Genomic DNA, 21,053 nt, shown 5'->3' with positions numbered 1-21,053 from the left:
CAACTAGTTATGATTTATAAAACAAATGCGAAGCGGCATGCATATGCCAATGATTTACCCCACCGATTTGCAGGCTCACTAACGCTCACGACAAGTTCTTGCTTAGTCTTTCATACAACTCCAAGGCTTTAACTTTAGAGGTTAATTGCCCGAGAGCGTATTGATGTGCTAATTCAATATCGTCACTTTGTTCTGGATAATAACGCTTGGCTACTGTAGTACACTGGCTCAGGTTGGTGTACCAACTGCCGTCTTTCTCAGCGACAAAGTAGTACGCCGCCCGCACTAACTTCTTGCCAATAACCTTAGCGACATCCGCATCGGTCATTGTTTTAAAGGCCAGACTCATTTGCTCAAGAAAAGTAGACAAGTCACCATTAAGCGCTAGGGCTATTTCACGACTAGGTTTGTGGCGTGGAAAATCAATAGATAGATCATTACCCCAAACACAACAGCAACAGTGCTTGAGCCAAAACTGCCAATGGAATTTTTCTTGTGGCTGCAGAACTTCTGAAAGTGAGCCAGGGTCGATATCAAGCTTACTGACTTGGGGATATGTTTTAGGAATGGTGTCAGAAAGGTGCTGAAATAGTCGATTCTCTTTTTGACCAATAGGCGTATTGAGTACGATAGAAACATCCAAATCCGAGTGACCAACAACCGCCGTTCCTCTCGGCACACTTCCGTATAGGTAGATACCATCAATTTGATTCGGAAGGCCACTTAACAGCGAGTCAATAACAGCATTCACCACACCTTGGAATTCGGGTGCGATATTCTTAGATGAATATAGATTTTCGATGAACCCGTCTTTGTCGAGACCTTTAGTTTGCTCTTCCACCTAGAGTTCCTATTTGAATAGTTATAATTAATCACACAGAATTCTGATAATGATTTCAGGTATGCCATTGGTCAAAGTGACATGAGCTCTCGCTTAGTTTTATCATCCAACTTTTCAATCGCGTAGCGAAATGCCACTCTTGGCATTACTGCATAGTTAGCCTTTAAATAACGAACAACCAATTCAGGCTCTTTTTGACTGAGCACTTTAAGCATCCAACCATAGCCTTTCTGTACTAAGTCATGGTTATCTTCAAGCAATAGATCCGCCACGCGAAACGGATCCAACGCGGCGTATCGATTCTGATTGATTGGATAAATTAAGATGACAGCAGCGGCTCTACGTACAGCAAAATTCGAATGCTCGACCCATTTGATTGTGAGATCGAACAAATCATTATACTGAGACAACAAATCCCCAAAAGCATGAGTACAAAAGTCGTCACAATCGTTCCAGTCTGTGACGAACTCTTTTAACCAACGTTCAAAGATCGGGAACGTGTCTTTTGAATATTGTTTCCTTACCCTAAAAGCCCAATCGTAAGCGATAACACCTAGTGCCCAGTCTCTTTGTTCTAATAATTGAGTGCACAAAGACAACACGTGTGAGATGTCTTTATCTTCAATAGCCTTAAAAGTCTGAGCAGATATGGTTCGAACCTGACCTGTTTTGATGCTTGCTTTCGGATAGCCAACTTCTGAAAGATGCCGATTAACCGTTTCCACTATATCCACTAAAGAAGTACCCCCATAAAGTTACAAGTGACTAGCCAACAAAGCCTAAAGTTCGAAGTATTAGTAATTTTTTAAATTACTAAGGAAGTGCCACATGTTAAGAATCAATGGTTAATAAATTAGATAAGTACGCTTGGGTATTTCAGCACCTTTCCCATTCAGTACTAAGAATCGCGAATACGACTGTATCCCACCACTTATTTTTGAAGAACCTGTGCTCTTTAAAACACGCTTCTTGTCTCATCCCGAGTGATTTACACAATCTTATAGCTGCTAGATTATCACCAATGGTTTCTGCATAAATACGATGAACCCCTAACTCTGAAAACCCAAACTCAACCAGAGCTTTAGCCGCTTCTATAGGTAGCCCTTTCCCCTGAATTTCTCTCGCAAAAGCGCAGCCCATTGAAGCTTGCTGGTTATCTTCAAGGCGTAAACACACGGTTCCGATAAACTTCCCTAACTCTTTACTTTCAACAGCTAATTGATAGGACTGACGAGGATCTTCCTCAGCCTGTTCAACAAACAATTGGGTGAGTTGTTGGTACTTACTAGGCTCACAATCAGTCTCATCATAGAAGCGCTGATACTTTGCATCCTGTGACATAACGACAAACGCGCTTTGATCCTCGAGCGTCATATCTCGGAGCACCAACCTATCAGTTTCCAGTTTGAACATCAGAATTCCTTTTTATTTCATAGCCATGAAGGGAAAGTCTCGGAGGTGTTTACTCATATACGTTCCCATTGTGCTTTAACCAACCGTGGACGTGACGGTTGTTAGGGTCTCTGTGAGTCCAGTGAATGACACCACCTTTCTTGTTCCACTCGTATTCACCATAGAATTCAACTCGGTCCCCTTTTCTTATATCTTGAATACGAGGAGCCAAGTCGATATTGTGCGCGACTAACACGGTTTGTTTACTGTCCAAACGTAAGATGAATTTCTGATGTCTAGAACCTTTATTATCATCTGAAAGTAATCGAAAAACTGTACCAGAGCCACGAACTTGTACATCGCTTTGGTGACGCTCATAAGCTTGCTTAAGACGAACATCATTGGCTTGAACATAACCAACACCAATGCAAAGTGTTACCAAAACTAAAGTAAAAAACTGTCTCATTCCTTTTCTTCCTGTCGTTTCCATATTGAGGTATTCATTGGAATTACTGACTAAATAAGTCCTTATTTAGCGATGCTTATATTGAGTAGGACAATACCCTCTCGATACCTCTGAACGGCGAAGTTTTACGTGCTTGGTAGAGCGACCAGAAACACGTGTGCGCCACAATTTAAAACTGCCAAGCTTCAGATGGCTTCGCATGAAGCGAATCACTTCTGATTCGTTCAAACCAAATTGCAACTCAATCGCCTCAAACGGGGTTCTGTCTTCCCAGGCCATTTCTATAATTCTTGATTCATTCTCTTTAGATAATTTCATTGTCTACTCATTCTTTAAAATCTGAGTAGAAGTACGCTCACTATCACTTTTTAGATCAGGGTGTTACCGCTGAATCGATAAGGTATCATCAAGCAAAAAAACAGATACTTGTCGCTACCCTCTCTCCAGCCACTCGCTACGCAGCATCCCATACTTCACCGAGTCATAATACTTGTCTTGGTAATATCGGACCTTTCTCAGCCTTGCTTCTTGCTGGAAACCTAGCTTCAAAGCGAGAGACATCATGCGCGGGTTACCTGACCAAGTAGTCAAGCCTACACGCTCTATCTGTTTGTTTTCGAATAAGTAAGTAATCCAGAGCGGAAGTGCCAGTGCTGCGATCCCCTTCCCCCAATAATCAGAGTTATAAATCACCACTCCCGCTTCGAGCCAACGTGTCTCTTCGCATTCCCAGTAGCAACTCACGGTTCCAACTGGCACACCATCGACCACTACCAACTGGATGTCGTCGCCATCAAGCAACCGTTGAAACGAATGTTCTTCAAACTTTTCTAATGATGGATGAGAGTACTGGAAATAAGGTCCATTAAACTTCGTCCACTCATCATTTAAGGTAACCAAGGCGTAAATGGCTTCTAGTTCGCTTGGTATTGCAGGTCTGATAGTTACTTGCATTTGCTCTCCTTGCTTTAGATCTTAGTCTTGATTACAGAGGGATTGATCTCAACCATAACAGTCATTAAGAATGAAGTAACTAAGTCGAATGACTACCGATCTAGCCGCAAAACAATCATGGGGTTAGATAAGCTTGTGCGAATTCTCTGAGCACTCTCGCATTGTTGTGGTGTTTGCTATCCCCGCACTTTATGCCATCCACTCTGATGTCCGGGTTGGAATAAGCAGGTATAACATCTCGCTCATAAGACATCACTGTTCCTCTATCAGCACAAATTGCGCCAAAGGAATATTGAGGAACTCTTGGGTACGATCCAGAAATGTAACTTTCGATGCTACCAGAGTCTTTCAATAACGTTTTGTAGTCGTGATTAGCACCACTTAAATGACCAATTTCATGTTCCATTGTCGAGTCTGGGCAATTTATAGCCAAAGAGAAAAAATAGGATACTGGAGATGAGATACCACAATAATCAGACTCGAAACTAGAATTATAGTTAGAAAATACTATCCCTTTAAAAATGGGAACACCTTCCTCTGTTGTTTCAGGAATCGGTTCTTCCATCGATAGTTTTAATAACCTCTCTGCTGCGCTCAAGTCTTGAAACCAGAGGCTATCGATTACCGAGTTATAAGTCACCTTGGTTACTTTTCTCGTCATAGGAATGCAGGAGTTCTTCAACACCAGATTCGAATAGCTTTCCCATGTCGCTATCTTAGAGGTTATAAATTCTTTGGAATATTCGACTAACACAGATTCATCAACATAAAGGTGGATTTCTGTATTCAAAACCTCACTCTGCGCACAAGTAGGAAGCTCTACGCTTTGAGCATTCGAGAATCGGCTATTGCTCAACACTATAATCAAAACATAGCCAACTAACTGGATGAGCCTTTTAAAAGAACTCAGACTGACTCGTGTATTCATTTCCATCCTCTCCCGATACTCAAAGCCATAAAGAGCATCATCAATGCCGTGACTCAAGATTCATAAAAATCACTATTACACATATAAGAGTGGTCTCTAAAAGTAACCTGTTCTATCGATGTTTTTCTGAAAATAAAAAGCTCGCCAATTGATGACGAGCCTTGTTTATTATTGAACCTAGCGTATTGCTATACCCTGCTTACTAAGAAACTTGGTCGCGTAATGCCAATTCGACATTTTTCAACACTTTGAACTCTTCTCGAGTGCAACCACGAGCCACAGAAACCCAATGATCGCCGGTTTCGTCTGCCCCTTTAAACTCTGCACGCAACTCGTATTTTCGCCATGAAACAAAAGCCAAAATAAAAGTCAGTGCAAGCATTGGCAAGCCAAACTGAGGTACAAACGCCCAAGTCGCAGCAGAGAGTACCAAAGCCAATGAAACGATATTGATTGCGTTTTCTTTAATGCCCAATTGACGAATTTCTAACTGCTTAATCTTACGCAAGCTATACACATCTTTCTTAACTCGCAGTTCACTAGAGCTGACAAGAAAATCCGTTGCCTTATAAGGCTTACGAAATCTAATTAAATTCGCTAACCTACTGCGTGTTTGGTTCTTATTCATCGCCTTTTCTCCATGTTATTTAAAGGTTAGTAAAAACTAATATAATCATGAGGTTATTGATGAATGAGGAATTTATAAATCAAACAAATGTTAAAATCAAGCTTATGGAATTAATAACACTTATGACAATACCAACCTGACATTTACAATCCCAATAGATATATACGTATCTTGGATATTAGCTCCTCCTAAAACTCTATTCTTCTATTGAGTTGTTGTATTGGCTCCATGGGAGAAGTTGGCCAAAACAACAAACAGCGTTGAGCCGTTTTGTAAGCACTTATTTCTATCCCATTTTGGTAAAAAACAGCTTCTACTCCAGAGCTTGAAGCCTTGTCACATAACACTACCATTACCCATAACCTCTGCCATAGTTGAGCCACCCGCCTATTAGCAAGCTGAATGATCAAATCATTCATTGCATGACATCAACAGGGGCTATCAATTAAGCAATTGATCTCATAACGTGGAGTCTGTATGGTTACTTTATACACACTGTTGCCTAATGGAGATGACGATGGACGAGCTACTGACATACGCTATGGAGCAGAAACAACGAACAATGGTGACGAGCCTATTCGCAAAGAATGGATTTAAGATCGCAGCAACAGATTTTGATGATGTCACTTTTGAGCGTGAAAGCGTGATGGTCAATGTCAGATTTGACGCATCTTCAAACGTTGAATCGATTTCGGTTTTAAACAAGTAGCGATATTAAAAGCTAGCGCTAGATTACATGCAGGTAACGATAGTTAATCGAAAGTATGGTTATTTAAGACAACATACACGAGCAAAATAACGAAAGTTGCCTGCTCATGACTCCTACCTCAGAAACGATCAAGCTATAGACTCTCCTATCATTTCAATACCGCTTCCCAGTTATTCTTTTCTAACGAATGCTGATTGTTATCCTTTCCCAAAAACCTCATTAGTGATAATTCTACCAATAATTAGCAATTCCATGAGCTTGGCTTATATTTATTAATACCTTTTGAACAAAATTCGAAGTGATGCCTATGCGCCTAACTCGGTTAATTTATGTCAGTACGCTCTGTGAAAGCTGCGACTCGAAGGCTTTAGATGAAATTCTCAAGATCTCACACGATCGTAATAAGCAGAGCTACTTAACTGGCCTTCTTAGTCACAACGATAAGTATTTCCTACAATGTATCGAAGGTTCTAGAACTGCGGTTAACCATACCTACAATCATATTCTCAATGATAAACGGCACGAGAAAGTCATGATCTTGTATTTCAAAGAGATAGATTGCCGGAAGTTTGGAGATTGGTCGATGGGCGATATTCCGCAATCAAGCCTGACCGAATTAGTGAACTTACAGTTTTCGACATCTGATCAATTCAATCCTTATGAGATGTCTGGAGAAAGTGCGTATCAAATGCTTCTAGAGCTGAAACAGAATTTGCCATCTCAATAATCTGTATTCCAAACCAAATCGCCAGCGAGTTGAAGGGCGAACATCCTCTGTTGCTAAGCTCAGATACAAAAAAGGCTAGATGTGAATCTAGCCTTTTTGTTTCATACTAACGCTCAAGATAATCCGATAAATATAAACAACAATCTATAACGGTGCTGGAGTTGGTATAGATGAAATTGGCCCAAAGTATCCAGCGGCCTCAATTTTGTTTTCGTGCATTCCTAACCTTGGGTCCTCCTCAAGCCTTCTTACAACGTATTGCCCGTGCTCGTCTTGCTTAATCTTAAAAACCAGCAATGTTTGGTGGGAACGAAGAAACGCGTTGAGATTATTAGGATTGCCTTCCACGACTTTATCACTGCGTACTGTCAGTAAGTAAATCGTATCAAATAAAGTGCCATAATAGCCCGTGCCGACAGCATGAGTACCATCGTGATAAGCGGCTTGAGCTTTGAAACGACCATGAGAGCCAATGATGGTCACATCACGATCGTCAAAATGACTGGTTATTTTGAAGTCGCTAAACATGGCATTTGCCCAAGGTACAAGTAGTGGCAATACAAGTAAGGCAATGATGGATAGAACCTGAGTTTTTCTCGTTAATCCCATACTTTTAACCGTCCTTGAATTACGACTTGGTCGAACTTCTTCTTAATATCGTCTTTCTGCAATAACCCAATAACTTTGCCATTTTGCTCAGCGATGCGCACGTGGGTTAAACCTCTAAAATAATTTTCCAAGTCGCTCGCGACAACCTTGGCTGCAAATTCGGGATCAAGGTTCGCTTCATAATCACCATCTAAGGAAAAGAAATACAATGAGTCACCCAAAGATGCATAAATCCCTCGATGCACTCGATACACCTGCCCTTCATAACTGTGGATAGTCTTATAAAGGCCAGATTTTGCGTTCAAAATAATGTCGTGCTCATCGTCTTCAAAGTGAGCATAGCCAGAAAAGTAAGTACCTAAAGACAAAAACCACGGCACCAAAAACAGCACCACAATAAAAAGCCCAATCCGTAGGCTCAGAGACTTAAGGCTAACCACCAGCACCTCCGCCGAAACACTCAAAGCACTCGAAGGCTTCGCGATAAACGAAGTAGAACATGATTAGGCCAATAAAGAGTGCAATGGTGATTTCCCAAACAACGGGCTTTTTGCTCCAACGTTGAAACACGTTAGAGGCAGAAGACGCGGTCGAATCTTGAGTCGTCATCGGAGTTTCTACATTGTCATCAGCGGCCTGAGAAACGACTTCTTGAATTGTCTCTTTTTCGAGATCTGATTCGTGAGACTCAATGATCGCTTCATTATTTGCTGCAGATTCATCATGAACAATTTCAATGTTCATCGCATTGATGAACACATACCCCTCTCCGGGCAAATTATTCACTTCAAACCCAAGCTCTAAACTGTCTAACTTTTTTCTCAACTTCATGATAGCGACGGCCAAAGAGTTATCACCAACCACTCTTCCTGGCCATCCTTTTTCTATCAACGCCTGCTTATCAATCACTTCTCCGTGTGATTCACAGAAAGCCAACAGCAAGTTGTATTCACTTCGATTCAGTTCTAAGGGCTGATTCTCTTGCCCAGAGTCACTGTCTATCAAAGTGATGGTTCTTCTTACTGTATCTATAGAAAGTCTTTTAAACATTCTTTTCCCTGTATTACTGCCACCTACTAAAAGTAGCCTAAAAAAACATAAAACACGATTTATCAGTCAGTTAACCGTGATAAACCTAAAAAATTAAACGTTATTAACTGCGTATAAAGCACTATTAACGGGCTTTTATTTCCAATTCATACGCCATTGAAGTCAAATCAGTCACCTCGAAAGTGTGCATGTAATCTCGATTCCAATGCACCTTTTATTTTTATACATACATTTATAAACAATAGGTGACAAAGATGAAACTTAATAACTTTTTCGTGATGGGTGCAACAGCATTCGCTATGACTTCTGGTTCGATATACGCGGCAGATGATGCGGCTATCGCTAATGTACTTTGGTCTGGTGACATTGGTTCATCGATTCCAAGTTCTAATCTAATCATCACTGGTTTGGGCGGTGGAGACATTGAAACAGGCAAATTATACGTTGATTCAAAAGGTACATTCTCATCGTCGGAAGTGGTACTCGAATCTCGTCAATTTAACCCAGACACCGCAACAGTTGGTGACCGACAACCTGGAGCTACCTGGACTTACGTAACATCTCAGCTTTTGCTCGACGGTCAAGTCTCCGACCAAGCTGACATCAAAGTTTACGACGATGGTTTGGAACTTCAGAAAGCAACGCCTACCGTGATTGACATTTCATATGTCAAGCTCGCCGTGAAGAATGACATTGAGATTACTGATATTCCAGTACAAGGCAATGCTACTGTCTCAGTGCAAATGGCTGCCAGCTACGTAGAACAGCTTTAAGTCGTTTGGGGAAAACTGTGAATTACGCAACTCGTCCACTTCTCGCTCTGTTGACTGCAGGCGCTATGAGCCTTTATGCCAATGCAGAAACTCATACGTTCCAATTAACGAGTGATATCGATAAGAAGAACTTTTTCTCTTATCAGATCACAAAGGTCGCGTTTTCCCCTTCTTCATTGACACTAACGGTCGATCCAAAAAGCGACTCTTTCCGTGATGCAACAACCCAGTTATTGGTTGAAACCGATATTCCAAGTTCAGACCAATCGACTCGCTTCCAGCTGTTCATGACGGGCAATACTGCGCAGTGTTTCAACATTGATCAGCAAGCATTACCGACGCCTGCTGATCTTGTCGATGTCACTGTCGCGGATCAACCCTTAACGTCATCGAACCCAGTTCTGATGGATTTCAATACCACATCAGACGACCTAAAGGGTGGCGAATACGACGTCATCTTATCCTTTGGGGCTTTACCGACAGGCTCAAACCTGTGCCAAGGCCAGTTATCTGTTTTAGCGGAGCTTTCACTGTGAAAAATAGCACGTTTATTACAACAACGATCTTAGGTTCGTTGACCTTGTCACAACTGGTTTTTGCTAATGGAAACACTTTAATCCCAGCGGGATTTGAAGATTTTTATTCGCAACAAGAGCGCGATGTCGAGATAAAAAACATTGATGGTCGTTACATGACGATTCCTATGTCTGTAACTTACGATTCAGTGCAATTCAGCAACCCTGAAGATGCAACTGCCGTTGCAAGTGAACTGATGTCATCAGGATTAAATGAGCGTACAGCAAAGCAGATTGTCGCTGGGTTTACTCGCGGTCAGTCGAATACTGTCGACTGCCAAGGTGACCTGAACTTATGTAGCCTTACACCGAAAAGCTACGACACATTTTATGACTATCACTCGAACAAGCTGTACCTCTATGTGAATAAAGAACTGCTTGAGGAAAGCAAACCTAAAGCACTCAAGAAGCATTATGCGTCGACTTACAACGCAAACCCAGGCTTGATTAACAACGCAAGCTTGTACACATCAAGCGATTTTACTAATAACTTGAATGTGAATTTAAGCGATCAATTCATCTTGGGGCTGCCTTATGGCTCGGTTCATGTCGATACCTATCTGAGCAACCAAGAAGATGCGTCTGAACTGAATTACGGTTACTACAACTTAGAGTACCAAAACCTGCGTTTAACGGCTGGCTACCACCAAGATCGCTTGGCGCTAAACAGCACCTCTTTCTTGCTCAACAGCACGCAATATCATGACGTAAACCTGAATTTGTCTTCGAGCAAGAACCTAAGCCGTACCGCTAAAAACGAAGACCAATCGCTGTACTTCTATGCGCAAACACAAGGCGTACTCAAGATATTCCGCGATGAGCAAATCATCGTGCAACAGTCTGTACAAGAAGGCCAAGGCAGCATCAGCTACTCAGAGCTACCAAATGGCGTTTATGACGTAACCGTTGAGATCTCCGTGGGTACTCAAGTGGTCTCTTCTGAATCGGTACGAATTTATAACGCGAATACAGACACATTGAATACTGGTGAATTCGATTACTCGATCGCCGCGGGCCAATTTCAAGACAACGACACTTATCAAAGTGACGAAGACCAACCATCAGGCATGTCTTCAACGAATGAATTCGAAGGCGTGGCATTTCTTCAAGGTGGGTTGGCTTATAAATGGTCGAACACTCAAACGGTCGCGATTGGTAGCACTTTGACCAACGAACATGCGATGGGCCAATTGGGTTTTAAAGGCTACCTACCATTCGATAGCCGCTATGAAATGTTCCTTTCGAACATCGATAGTGAAGCTTGGTATTTGTCTGGTTATTGGAACCTTGGCAGCTTGGGCTTTACCTATGAGCGCCTAAACAACCCAGACCAAAACCCATTTGCAGAATACTTATACGGTGCCAGTGACAAAGAACAGCTCGGTATTTCCACCAGCTACACCATTGGTGACACGGTGCGTGGGTACAGCTCAGTGAATTACATTGAACAAAGTAATTTATACAACAGCTCGCTAAGTAACTGGTCACTGTCTTCTGGTTTAAGTGCACCGTTTATTGTCGATTCAACTCTCGACCTAAACGTCACCTTTAACAATGAGCAACTGACATCCAATTGGGATGATGGTGAGCTCTCCATCTCTCTAAATTGGTCGGTACCTCTTTCATCGAAGCTTACTGGCAACACGGGTTTCACCGTCACAGAGAATGGCTTTAGCCAGTATACCAACAGCTTAGAGACACAAGATTTAGTCGAAGACCAAGATACAGATTTACGACTTACGGCTAGCAACAGTTACTACGTTAATTCGCCAAACGCAGCGGTGACGAATGTAACAGCGTATGCCGCCAAACGGGATGAGCATTACCAAGCTGATGGCTTTGTGTACGCTGCGAACAATGGCGAAAAAGCGTTAAACGCGACATTACGCAGTACCCAAATTATTGGTGGCGAGAGCGTGAGTTTCACTACAGCACAAAGTGATGCTTATGTGGTTGTCGATACCCAAAACAACATTCGATTTGATGCCGATGAACGCAAAACCAAAGGCTTGGTGGTGGTAAGAACCGATGACCAAGTGATGAACAAACAATACATCTACGACGACCGAGCTGTCATCACGTTAGATGACTACCAAGCCGCTACCATCGAGCTTGATGTCGAGAGCGTCGCTTTGCACAACACAGGCCAGCAATCGGTGACAGGATACACGCACCCTGGTTCAGTCATCGAATTGAATTCAAACGTGAGCCGTGTGATCAGTTTTGTCAGCAAATTCAAAGATATTTTCGGCAATGATGTACACGACATTGAATGTGAAGGCCCGGCTTGTTTGAACGTATCAAGCATTACGTCTGGCATTCACAAAGTGGACGTACAAGAAGGTCAACAGTTCGCACTAACCAGTAATGGCCAGCAGTGCTACTTACCGTCTGTCGATGATGCGAAACAGCTGAATTTTGGTACTAACTTCTGCCAACCAAACTTGAATCCAATGGAATCAATGATGTTGGTGAGTAACAACGAAGAAATTAACGTGATGTACATCGGAGAATTCGATGACATCAACACACTGAACGAACAATTGCATGCACTGACTGACAACGGGATGGAGTTTATTACCACTCGTTTAGGTCGTACTTCTTTTGTTTACCTGACTGTAAATAAGGATCTTCAACTCAGTCATCAACAACGTCAACACATAGAAAATGTTGCTCGCTACGCCAATTCGGAATCGCTACGAGAGCACAACTTTGTACTTAACCGACCTGAAGGTAACTGATTATGAAAAAGCTTCCTATTTTACTGACTGCTGCTCTTGCAACCTCTGTTAACGCGATGAACGTCGATACCATGTTATTGGTTGGAGACGAATACGGAAACGGTGTATTCACTTTAACTAACAGCAACAAGATCACGGAATTCATCCAATCCAACATTACTCAATTAGTGGTTGAAGATGGCGAGATCACGCGTGTTCCTTACTCAGAAAACAACTTTGAAGATTGGCACGTCACGCTGACTCATAACAAAACCATTCTAGAACCGCACCGTCAAAAGCAAATTGGCGTGCGCTCTTTGTGTGGTAACAAATGTGACTTCACTGAAGACCAGTACTACCTCGTCAGCTTTGAACCTTCTCCATACGACCCTGAAGGCAAGTTGGATTCAGCCGTGACGATTAACTTTGGCTACCGTCCTTTATTTGTTATCCCAGCACAAGCTCAAGATATTGATTACTCGATTTCTTTAGATCAAGGCCAACTGCACATCAACAACACAGGTAACAGCTTTGTACGTGCCTATGTCGATCAATGCACAGATGAAGTAACAGAAGATTGTGAAGTCACCATCATGTCTCTAGCTGGCCGTGAGCGTAACTACCCTCTGCCGGAAAACATCGACCCTTCGAACCTGAAAATCACTGTTGTTAACCACGACGAAAGTTACCGTCAAGATGTAACTCTGAGCGAGAGCAAATAATGAAACGACTCGTTTTATGGTCGCTACTGTTCGCGGCTATGCCAAATTATGCAGCCACTCTCAACATTAATATTGAGGGGCAACAGATACGCTTTGAAAACGCCATCACACTCGGTGGAAATAACTACACCTTGAGTGATTGGTCTATCGCGAGTGGCCTCACGACAACGAGTCAGTTTTTGCCAAGTGCATTTGTTACAGACAAGCCAGACACCATGACATTAACCAGTAATGCAGGTCAGAGTGTGGAAGCGGCAATTGCGGTCAATGGCCTGCAATACAATACGGCATCAAACCCTTTCACGCGTGGGGATAACCTGTTCGTGACACCGGTATGCAGCCAATCTCAATTGTCGGGAAACATCGTTACGCTTCATGATAGTGATACACAAAACTGCAGTGCGGATTTCTCATTGGAGTATCCGCAATCCATCACGCCGTTTTATTTCTATCGTCCAACCTTCAACATAGACACAGCCTCACTATTGAATGCACTTCAAGGTCAGGCAAAAGGTGTCTACACGGCAACGATCCCTGCTGACATCAAATACTACTACCGCTCTGCGGGTGGAGCGCTAACCTATCGAATTTTGCCTGACGTTTTTACCGTCAATATCGATTACACACCAAACAGCTTAGAAAGCATTGATGTGGTAGGCGATGGTGTCCTGAGCCCAGTGTATGACACAACGAATCATACTGTCTCAGCGCAGACCACGTTCAACATCACCGCGCTTGGCCAGTTCAGTACGGGCTTATCGATGACGCTACTCACCAATGAATTTGAGCTGACATCAGCATCAGGTAAGACATCGATTCCCTACTCTATCCAGTGCAATGAAGCGAACTGTGAGGATACAGATTGGGTTAAAAATGGCGTCAATCAACTCGACAATAATCAAACCAGCTATGTGATTCAGTCACCAAGCTCAGTGATCAATTTCGATCTTAATGTTAACTACCAGAATATTCCCTCGACAGACGTTGAAACCGGTACTTATTCAGGAAGCTTCACCGTGATGTTTGAGGAGCTGTACTAATGAAACTATCGACTTTTTCTTTCGGTGACGCTTTAACGACGAAATACGTTATCGCAGTAGCCTTAATGCTGCCTAACCTATGCTTGGCCGACACTTCGCCGTTTTACATAGGTGCAGACGTCACTAACGCAGGGAAAACAAACTCTGAGGTATCTGATACCGCATTTGGTGGTCAAATTCTATTGGGTTACGACCTTAGTAAAACATGGTCTGTCGAAGCCAGCACTGGCTTTTACGGACACATCAAAACCATGAAAGAACCAGATTACCCTTATTCGGAAGTTGAGGAACAGAGATTCAACAGCACCGATATTTCGTTACTCGGGACGATCCCACTGTCACGCCATTACAACCTATACGCTGGCGCGGGTTCATTACTGGAGGGCAATACATGGTCTCCAATCAGCCAACTCGGTTTGGAGTATGAATTCGACGAGCATCTCACCATGAAGTTCGGCTATAAGTTCATCTTCAGCGATGACCCAGAAAAAGATATGCAAGTTCTCAGTGTCGGTATGCGCTACCACTTCCCGACACAAAATGAATCCGTCCCTGAACCGATTGTGTACGACGACATTTCTGTCTCTTCAACGTCAGAAGTGACGGTGTATGAACCTAAGGTTGTCGCTGAAGTAGAGCCTCAAGCCTGCGAGACTGTTCGCTATATCGTTAAGAAGGACGATTGGCTGATTAAGATTGCTCACAATCACCACATTAGTTTTGAAGAACTGAAAAAGCACAATCGTAGCTTTACAGATCTCAAAGATATCGACTTGATTCATGCTGGCGATATCGTGTTTCTTCCCAGCGAGCACTGTAATTAAGCCATGTTGTTGTATCTAAATTCAAAACGAGATGCATTAGAACTCTATGACGGAGAACCACTCACTCTGTTGCACTCCGTCTCTCTGAGTACCATCGAGTTTAATGTTCTGCATGTTCTCTATGACAACAGTTATAAGCCTTGTAGTCGTCAAGACCTGAAAAAGGCGGGTTGGCCAGATCGTGTGGTTGGCCCAAATTCGTTGAATGTCTGCATCATGCACCTGAGGAAAAAACTTAAGGCCATCATTGACGACTCAGAAATACGCGTAGTGCCGTCACATGGCTACAAGCTGTTAATTCCGACTTCCATTCAGTTGGTTGGAGAAGGCGAACTGCCCAGCATCAAACGGAGTGCGAGTTATAAACGACTCAAAGCCTCAGGTACTGACCCTATAAGCCCTCTATCAGTGGAAAAAAGAGCGAAGAGGAAACGAATTAATCCAGGCATTTCTAGTTGCACTCGCAAGCATCAACGGCTTCGTTGGGAAGATCTGATACTGACGGTATGTATCTGGACTTACGCTTTTACTCTCTATCACTCTATTTTCAACTGAGGTTTTCATGAAGCTCAAACGACCACTACTTATTATCTTCGCCATTTTGGCTATTCCTTATATCAATGCGACTGGCGGAGAGTTCTCTATTTACTCTGGGCAAACTAAGCGACATGCCGAAACCCACATGCAATTTTTCCACGGTCTTTATTCATCGGTTCAGTTTCTGCCACACGAGGTAGTAAAAAAAGGATATGGCGTTTATGCCGTGCTCAATGACACGGTATTCATGCTCTCGTTAGACAAAGACTACGAATTTCTTAATCCCAACATTGATGACAGGGAGGTATTAAAACTCGATGCGATTCAGCACTTATCTAAAATCAATGTCGCACAGCTAAGCTCTGATAAAAATACAATTTATATGCGAAAACGGTTGGAACATGAAAAAATCGAAAACATTCAATTTAGGGGCGATTTGGGCTTCTGGTAGAGTTTCATTATGGAAGGTATCGTTGCTACTGGCGATTTTGCTCTTGATAAGCCCTTGGATCAAACTCGTCGGCTATGAATTCACACTCGAGAGCTCTTTAAGTGGTCCCGAACGTTCGTTGCATGTCTATATCAATAATGGTGTGTTTACCTTTGTGAATATTCTGTCTGACGGCACAACGAGAAAGAGCTCGGGGTTAGTTGGCTTCACGCAAAACACGCTCTATTTTCTCATTTTGGAGTCAAAGTACTTACATGTAGACGACCACTTATCCCCGGAGTTAAAACGTGACTTCATCAATGCCAACAATCGGCTTTTTGACGTTCGGTTAAAGGCTCAGGGAGAACACAAGGTCGTCATGTCATTCGATGAAGAGCTGCAGTTTAAAAAGGTACAGACTCAATTAGCCAGGATCCAAGGCAGCTACCCCAAGATAGATTGAACACTTCAAAAAATCGCACAAAAAAAGCCCCAATGTATGGGGCTTTTTTGCAGCTAAGTCTAAATCTAACACCAGCTTATTAGTTGTCAGCTGGAGCTTCCGGCTTACTCTCTATACTCAAAGCTTGCTCTCACTGTCAGAAAGCGCCTGCTGCTGACTGCCGGAAAGCATTTGTTGCTCGGCAGTAATATCCGACTCTTTAAACACGATAAACGCTCGACGGTTGAGTGCATCGGCTTTATCTGAACGTTCATTAATTGCTGGCTGCAATTTACCGAACGATTTTACTTCCCAAATGAACTGCTTAGGGTCGAGTTTAGTTTTAAGGTATTCAACCACTGTTTCTGCGCGGCGCTCTGCCAACTTCTCATTGTAAGAAACCGAACCCGCTTGGTCGGTATGTCCTGCGACCATGATGCTGCCTTGCAAACCACTTAACTGCGCTGTGAAATCATCCAACTGAGTTAAGTCTTCTGGCTTAAGCACTGATTTATCAAAATCAAAGTGCGGCGTCATTGCCATGTACACCTTACGCTCAGGCTTTGGTGGTTCACAGAAAGGCATCTCTTCGTACTTCTGCGCTTCTTCAAACACGATAAACGCACGGCGGTTCTCCGCTCGGTCTTTATCGGTTTTACCTAACAACAGAGGTTGAGTCTCACCAAGGTGCTTCACTTCCCAGTCGTAATTGGTTGGGTCGAGGTGCGCTTTCAAATAGTCTGCGACTGATTTAGCGCGGCGTTGTGAAAGGCGCTGATTATATTCCAACGAGCCTTTGTAATCAGTGTGTCCAACGATCGTGATGCGCCCTTTTAGGCCTCTGATCTCTTCGACAAAGGTATCTAGGTTGATCTTGTCGAGATCGCGCAGTTTGTATTTATCAAAAGCAAAGTGCTCTGCAATCGCGATATGCACTTCACGTTCCGGCGCTAAACATTCGCTAATCAAAAACTTAGACACATCTAAGCCAGCAAACTTATCTCGATTTTCCTGGCTCACGTAGGTGTCGGTTGCACAGCCAGCAAGAAGCAAAGCGCTCATTACGCCGCTGACTAGGCCAATTGTTATTTTCATCTTACTTTTCGTTTTCAACTTACTTTTTGTTTTCAATTTTTAAGTCTCTACTTTCACCCTCTTTGGGCTGGCTTAAATCTTACCGACTAAGTTAATGAACACGCCTGAAGCGTCATAATCATCATCGTTGGTTAAATCACTATCAAACGCAGAGAAGTTATAACCGATGCCCATTTTTAGGTTCTCACCAATGTGCTTGTTCACGGAGACCAACGCGCCGTGCTCTAACTCATCATTGAGTGTGTCTGTTTTCCAGTGATATTCACCCGTCACATCCCACTCTTTCATCACGCGATAAGAGGCACTCAGTCCGTACAGGTCGATGTCGCTCTTAACCATCTCATTCGCACCAGACGCTCGCTCGAAGGCTTGCTCTTTGTCTTTGTGCGCGTACTTAGTGCCAACGTCCCAATGTTGGTCGATCGAATAGATCGCTTCAACTTCAATGATCTGGCTGGTTTCATCTTGATAATCCACATCGCGATCCAGTTGATCGAAATCTGCAATGTAGGTGTAGCGGCTCAGTAAGTTGAGTCGATCGTTGTAGATCGGACGATACGCTAGCCCACCCGTTGCCTCGGTAAATTGCGCCATGGTTTCGCCAGTGGTTTCGCTCTCTGTGATTGAGTAGTTGTATTTACCAAACAGCGTGTATTCTTCCGTTAAGTGGTGCGTGTAACGGTTGGTCGTCACGATTTGTTGCAGCTCACGTTGTGCTATCTCTGGGTCGTCTTCACTCTTGTCCACTCGGTATTCGAATTTGTGGCTTAGGGTGATGTCGTCTAGGTCAATAGATACATTGAAGCTGATGGATTCACGCTCTGTGGTGATGTTCTCGTCATCTTCAATTTCACCAAGCTGATAACCGATGCCCATCTCGACATCTTCCGTCACGTCGTAACCAAAGCCATACGAATCGATACGGCCGTGACCATCGTTTTCATCAACGAACTGGTTCTCTTGGTAGAAATCGACACTACTTGTGAGGTCTGCACGCTGACCGACAATCACGTTGTTTTCACCTTCATAGTTATCATCAACGTAAGTCACGTACGTGGAGTGGTCATCCGACACATCATAAGTCACCGTTGCTTCAGCAACTTGGCCGCGGTCGCCATCGGTATATTCACCGCCCAACGACAAGTCTTCCAGTACTTGGAATTCCGCACCAATCGATGCGCTATCGTTCTCGTCGTAGTCATCCGATTGAGAGACTGTGGTTTGTCCTTTGATGTAGACGCTGTTGTCGCTGTCCCACATGTATTCCAAACGCACACCGGCTAAGGTCGCATCGCTTTGCTCATCGTTTTGGTTCAGCTCTTCGGTTTGTTGCCCCGCCGCAGACACCTTGATGTGCTCAGTGATTTTAACTTGAGTCTCGACCTCAATGGTTTCAGTATCCGCTTCTAAGTTGCCGTCGACATCGCGCTCTTCATTGGTAGAGAAACGAGACAGCACCGCCAAACGGTCGGTCGCTTGCAAACGAAGTTCTGCACCATAGGCTTCTTGCTCTAAGTCGTCGCTGCTGCTCGCGTAGCTATACCCTGCGTCTTTGTCTCGATACCAAAGCTTCAGATCATTACCTACTGCGCCAAAGATGGTTGGAGCAAGGTCATAGAGGCTTGTCACTGCCGTGATTTGAATGCTGTCACCTTCACGGTCTTCTAACGTGTCACCAATCGGCGTAAAGGTTAAACCACCATCGATAGAGACAAAGTTAGATTCGGTTTGAGTACCTTCACTGTGGGCAAACTCGGCCTTGATGTAAGTGCCTTCCGTCGCACGCAACGTTAAGTCAGTGCCGTAAGACTCGTAGTCTTGGTTATCTTTTTCTTGAGTCGCATACGTCACACCCACACCAACGTAATCGTTGATCCAGCCTTTGGCACGACCACCGTAAGACATCGCGTCTAACGAATCTGAACCTTGTGGGACATACTCATAGTCGACAACCAGAAAGTTTTCGTAATCATCGCCGTTTTCAATCACGCTGCCGAAACTGTCAGACAAAATATTGTCGAGTGGCTTGGTCAGAATGATTCGACCTTGGTATGGGTCAAAGTCATAGTCGACACCCGGCTCAAGTGGGATTTCATTTTGTACTAGGCCAGATTCATCTTTTACTTTTACGTAAACTTTGTCACTTCCCGGTACCGCTTCGCCGTGACGAAGGAAATACAGAGAACCGCCCGTACCTAAGAACTCATCATGTGCATACAAAGAGTCAGCTTCTGCCGTAAAACCAACCACGTTCAAACGGTCTTCACCATATTGTGTGGTATCGCGAGTACGGTAATCTGCCTTAAAACCATAAAGGCTACGGTTGTAATCGTTGTTCTCAGTACCGGTTAACCCTGTGTTGTAGTTACCCCATAGATACTGCGATTTATCGTATTCTACGTTGAGGTAAACCTTACCCTTGGTGTTAACTACTTTTTCGATGTTTGAGCTGTCACCATAATTGCCGTAATACAGCTCATCATCGTCTTCGAGAATATCGAACACATCCGAATCGTCTGATGCGAACGGATGTTTGAACATGTCTTTTATCTCACTTTCTCGGGTATCGAAGTGAGTGGTCACGCGAAGTTTGTCGCCAAATTTACCCTGACCAAAGTACGCCAAACGACCTTGGTTATAGATGTCATCTTGATACTGGTCATCGACACTCAATGCATCGCTGTTGCCAGACACATTGTTCTTACCAACATAAAGATCAGCCAAACCCGTTTGTGCGTAGTACATGTCTGGGATACGAACGTAAAGCTTGTAGCGGCGTTCATCACCGTTATCAAACACAACCTTGGTTGGAAAAATGTAGGAGTCTGTTGGTAAGTACTGCTCTGCGTATAAGTTGCCGTCTTCAACGTCAAATTCATCTTCACCGATGATGACTTTATCGACGCCTTTCAAACCAGTACCAATGAACTTGGCTAAGCCAGCATTGGTCGGAATGTTGTGGCGCATCAGCTTAGCTTGTCCGTAACTTTTGTCTTTGCTCTCTTCATCGTCGTTATCGTTGCGATCGATATCGACTTCAGAGTCAGGCTTCACCAAATCCGTCACACCAACCGTGGTCACATCCATGTTGCCATCTTTGTCCCACGCTTTTAGGCGGAACATCAACTGTTCACCGACCTCAAACTGGTAGTCAACATCGGTTTGACCATCCCAATTGATGTCAGAATCGTTTGCCAGTTTATCGCCATCAAGCACAGCGATTGGCTCAGACAAACCAAAGTCACCAACACGGTACACTTCCAGTTGGTACTTTTTAATGTAGTAACCATAGTTAGTGGTGATGGTGAAACCAACGCTGTCACGCAGTGTGCCTTGTTCGACTTCTAATTCATCGCTGACACTGACATCTAGTACTGGGTCAAAGCGAGTAATGTCCCGGCTTGCCCAAATAGCGCCTTGTTCAAGGTAAATACGCGAGCTGTCTTGGTCTTGGTTCGGCTTAGTGATTTCAATGCCTGTCGTCTCAGAACCGAGCTTTTCAAGCTTACCTGTGTCTTTCGCTACCGCCATCACTGGGATGGCAGCTAACACACACGTTGCTAAACGAGACTTACTAAATACTTTCATACA

24 protein-coding genes are annotated in these 21,053 nt (G+C 43.5%); 11 read left to right on the top strand and 13 right to left on the bottom strand.

All coding sequences use genetic code 11. The features are described 5' to 3' along the window. Positions 1–85: 85 nt before the first annotated feature. The 8 genes from FLM53_RS14100 to FLM53_RS14065 all read right to left on the bottom strand — a co-directional run bounded on the left by FLM53_RS14100 (position 86) and on the right by FLM53_RS14065 (position 5,209). A complete protein-coding gene (locus FLM53_RS14100; protein ID WP_176681561.1) occupies positions 86–841 on the bottom strand; it encodes a nucleotidyltransferase domain-containing protein in 756 nt (251 codons plus the stop codon). A 71-nt stretch (positions 842–912) separates the two neighbouring features. After that, positions 913–1,575 carry a DNA alkylation repair protein gene (locus FLM53_RS14095; RefSeq protein ID WP_176681562.1) on the bottom strand — a complete coding sequence of 221 codons (663 nt, stop codon included), beginning with the start codon at positions 1,573–1,575 and terminating at the stop codon, positions 913–915. Between the two features lie 142 nt (positions 1,576–1,717). Next, positions 1,718–2,254: a GNAT family N-acetyltransferase gene (locus FLM53_RS14090; protein WP_176681563.1), complete on the bottom strand. Its 537-nt coding sequence runs from the start codon at positions 2,252–2,254 to the stop codon at positions 1,718–1,720. Between the two features lie 49 nt (positions 2,255–2,303). Then, the gene (locus tag FLM53_RS14085; protein ID WP_176681564.1) at positions 2,304–2,699 is read right to left on the bottom strand and encodes a DUF3465 domain-containing protein; all 396 of its coding nucleotides are present in this window, start codon (positions 2,697–2,699) and stop codon (positions 2,304–2,306) included. A 66-nt stretch (positions 2,700–2,765) separates the two neighbouring features. Beyond that, positions 2,766–3,017 (bottom strand): TIGR03643 family protein, encoded by a 252-nt coding sequence (locus FLM53_RS14080; protein WP_176681565.1) that lies wholly within the window; start codon positions 3,015–3,017, stop codon positions 2,766–2,768. Between the two features lie 114 nt (positions 3,018–3,131). Then, positions 3,132–3,653 (bottom strand): GNAT family N-acetyltransferase, encoded by a 522-nt coding sequence (locus FLM53_RS14075; RefSeq protein WP_176681566.1) that lies wholly within the window; start codon positions 3,651–3,653, stop codon positions 3,132–3,134. Positions 3,654–3,768: 115 nt separating this feature from the next. After that, positions 3,769–4,581 carry a hypothetical protein gene (locus tag FLM53_RS14070; protein WP_176681567.1) on the bottom strand — a complete coding sequence of 271 codons (813 nt, stop codon included), beginning with the start codon at positions 4,579–4,581 and terminating at the stop codon, positions 3,769–3,771. A 202-nt stretch (positions 4,582–4,783) separates the two neighbouring features. Further along, on the bottom strand, positions 4,784–5,209 hold the full coding sequence (locus FLM53_RS14065; RefSeq protein ID WP_176681568.1) for a hypothetical protein: 426 nt from the start codon (positions 5,207–5,209) through the stop codon (positions 4,784–4,786). Positions 5,210–5,726: 517 nt separating this feature from the next. Here FLM53_RS14065 and FLM53_RS14060 point away from each other — a divergent pair. Both FLM53_RS14060 and FLM53_RS14055 read left to right on the top strand, forming a co-directional pair. Next, a complete protein-coding gene (locus FLM53_RS14060; RefSeq protein WP_176681569.1) occupies positions 5,727–5,918 on the top strand; it encodes a hypothetical protein in 192 nt (63 codons plus the stop codon). A 307-nt stretch (positions 5,919–6,225) separates the two neighbouring features. Continuing rightward, on the top strand, positions 6,226–6,645 hold the full coding sequence (locus FLM53_RS14055) for a BLUF domain-containing protein (protein WP_176681570.1): 420 nt from the start codon (positions 6,226–6,228) through the stop codon (positions 6,643–6,645). 144 nt (positions 6,646–6,789) lie between these two features. Here FLM53_RS14055 and FLM53_RS14050 read toward each other — a convergent pair whose 3' ends face one another. The 3 genes from FLM53_RS14050 to FLM53_RS14040 are packed head-to-tail and all read right to left on the bottom strand — an operon-like array spanning position 6,790 to position 8,304. Beyond that, the gene (locus FLM53_RS14050; protein WP_176681571.1) at positions 6,790–7,254 is read right to left on the bottom strand and encodes a hypothetical protein; all 465 of its coding nucleotides are present in this window, start codon (positions 7,252–7,254) and stop codon (positions 6,790–6,792) included. After that, positions 7,245–7,694 (bottom strand): hypothetical protein, encoded by a 450-nt coding sequence (locus tag FLM53_RS14045; protein WP_176681572.1) that lies wholly within the window; start codon positions 7,692–7,694, stop codon positions 7,245–7,247. Before FLM53_RS14045 ends, FLM53_RS14050 begins: the two co-directional genes overlap by 10 nt. After that, entirely contained in the window at positions 7,687–8,304 is a 618-nt protein-coding gene (locus FLM53_RS14040) for a winged helix-turn-helix domain-containing protein (RefSeq protein WP_176681573.1), read from the bottom strand. Before FLM53_RS14040 ends, FLM53_RS14045 begins: the two co-directional genes overlap by 8 nt. Before the next feature lie 254 nt (positions 8,305–8,558). On the opposite strand from FLM53_RS14040, the gene FLM53_RS14035 reads away from it, so the two are divergent. The 9 genes from FLM53_RS14035 to FLM53_RS13995 are packed head-to-tail and all read left to right on the top strand — an operon-like array spanning position 8,559 to position 16,388. Next, positions 8,559–9,077 carry a hypothetical protein gene (locus FLM53_RS14035; RefSeq protein ID WP_176681574.1) on the top strand — a complete coding sequence of 173 codons (519 nt, stop codon included), beginning with the start codon at positions 8,559–8,561 and terminating at the stop codon, positions 9,075–9,077. Positions 9,078–9,094: 17 nt separating this feature from the next. Then, a complete protein-coding gene (locus FLM53_RS14030) occupies positions 9,095–9,613 on the top strand; it encodes a hypothetical protein (protein WP_176681575.1) in 519 nt (172 codons plus the stop codon). Beyond that, on the top strand, positions 9,610–12,393 hold the full coding sequence (locus FLM53_RS14025) for a TcfC E-set like domain-containing protein (RefSeq protein WP_176681576.1): 2,784 nt from the start codon (positions 9,610–9,612) through the stop codon (positions 12,391–12,393). The genes FLM53_RS14030 and FLM53_RS14025 overlap by 4 nt, the downstream gene beginning before the upstream one ends. Positions 12,394–12,395: 2 nt before the next feature. Next, entirely contained in the window at positions 12,396–13,094 is a 699-nt protein-coding gene (locus FLM53_RS14020) for a hypothetical protein (protein ID WP_176681577.1), read from the top strand. Next, complete coding sequence (locus FLM53_RS14015; protein WP_176681578.1) at positions 13,094–14,134, top strand: hypothetical protein; 1,041 nt, start codon at positions 13,094–13,096, stop codon at positions 14,132–14,134. The genes FLM53_RS14020 and FLM53_RS14015 overlap by 1 nt, the downstream gene beginning before the upstream one ends. Beyond that, complete coding sequence (locus FLM53_RS14010) at positions 14,134–14,958, top strand: outer membrane beta-barrel protein (RefSeq protein WP_176681579.1); 825 nt, start codon at positions 14,134–14,136, stop codon at positions 14,956–14,958. The genes FLM53_RS14015 and FLM53_RS14010 overlap by 1 nt, the downstream gene beginning before the upstream one ends. A 3-nt stretch (positions 14,959–14,961) precedes the next feature. Next, positions 14,962–15,513, top strand: coding sequence for a helix-turn-helix domain-containing protein (locus FLM53_RS14005; protein WP_176681580.1), 552 nt, complete (start codon positions 14,962–14,964; stop codon positions 15,511–15,513). Positions 15,514–15,520: 7 nt separating this feature from the next. Beyond that, positions 15,521–15,946 carry a hypothetical protein gene (locus tag FLM53_RS14000; RefSeq protein WP_176681581.1) on the top strand — a complete coding sequence of 142 codons (426 nt, stop codon included), beginning with the start codon at positions 15,521–15,523 and terminating at the stop codon, positions 15,944–15,946. Next, positions 15,897–16,388 carry a hypothetical protein gene (locus tag FLM53_RS13995; RefSeq protein ID WP_256099372.1) on the top strand — a complete coding sequence of 164 codons (492 nt, stop codon included), beginning with the start codon at positions 15,897–15,899 and terminating at the stop codon, positions 16,386–16,388. The genes FLM53_RS14000 and FLM53_RS13995 overlap by 50 nt, the downstream gene beginning before the upstream one ends. A 117-nt stretch (positions 16,389–16,505) precedes the next feature. On the opposite strand, the gene FLM53_RS13990 is transcribed toward FLM53_RS13995, so the two are convergent. Then, positions 16,506–17,462 (bottom strand): OmpA family protein, encoded by a 957-nt coding sequence (locus FLM53_RS13990; protein WP_176681582.1) that lies wholly within the window; start codon positions 17,460–17,462, stop codon positions 16,506–16,508. A 72-nt stretch (positions 17,463–17,534) separates the two neighbouring features. Continuing rightward, complete coding sequence (locus tag FLM53_RS13985) at positions 17,535–21,050, bottom strand: hypothetical protein (protein ID WP_176681583.1); 3,516 nt, start codon at positions 21,048–21,050, stop codon at positions 17,535–17,537. Between the last annotated feature and the right edge of the window lie 3 nt (positions 21,051–21,053).

The organism is Vibrio sp. Scap24 (assembly GCF_013394185.1).
In the GTDB taxonomy this organism is placed as follows: domain Bacteria; phylum Pseudomonadota; class Gammaproteobacteria; order Enterobacterales; family Vibrionaceae; genus Vibrio; species Vibrio pomeroyi.
Note: the sequence above shows the minus strand (reverse complement) of the source record. Positions and strands in the feature narration are given on the sequence as shown.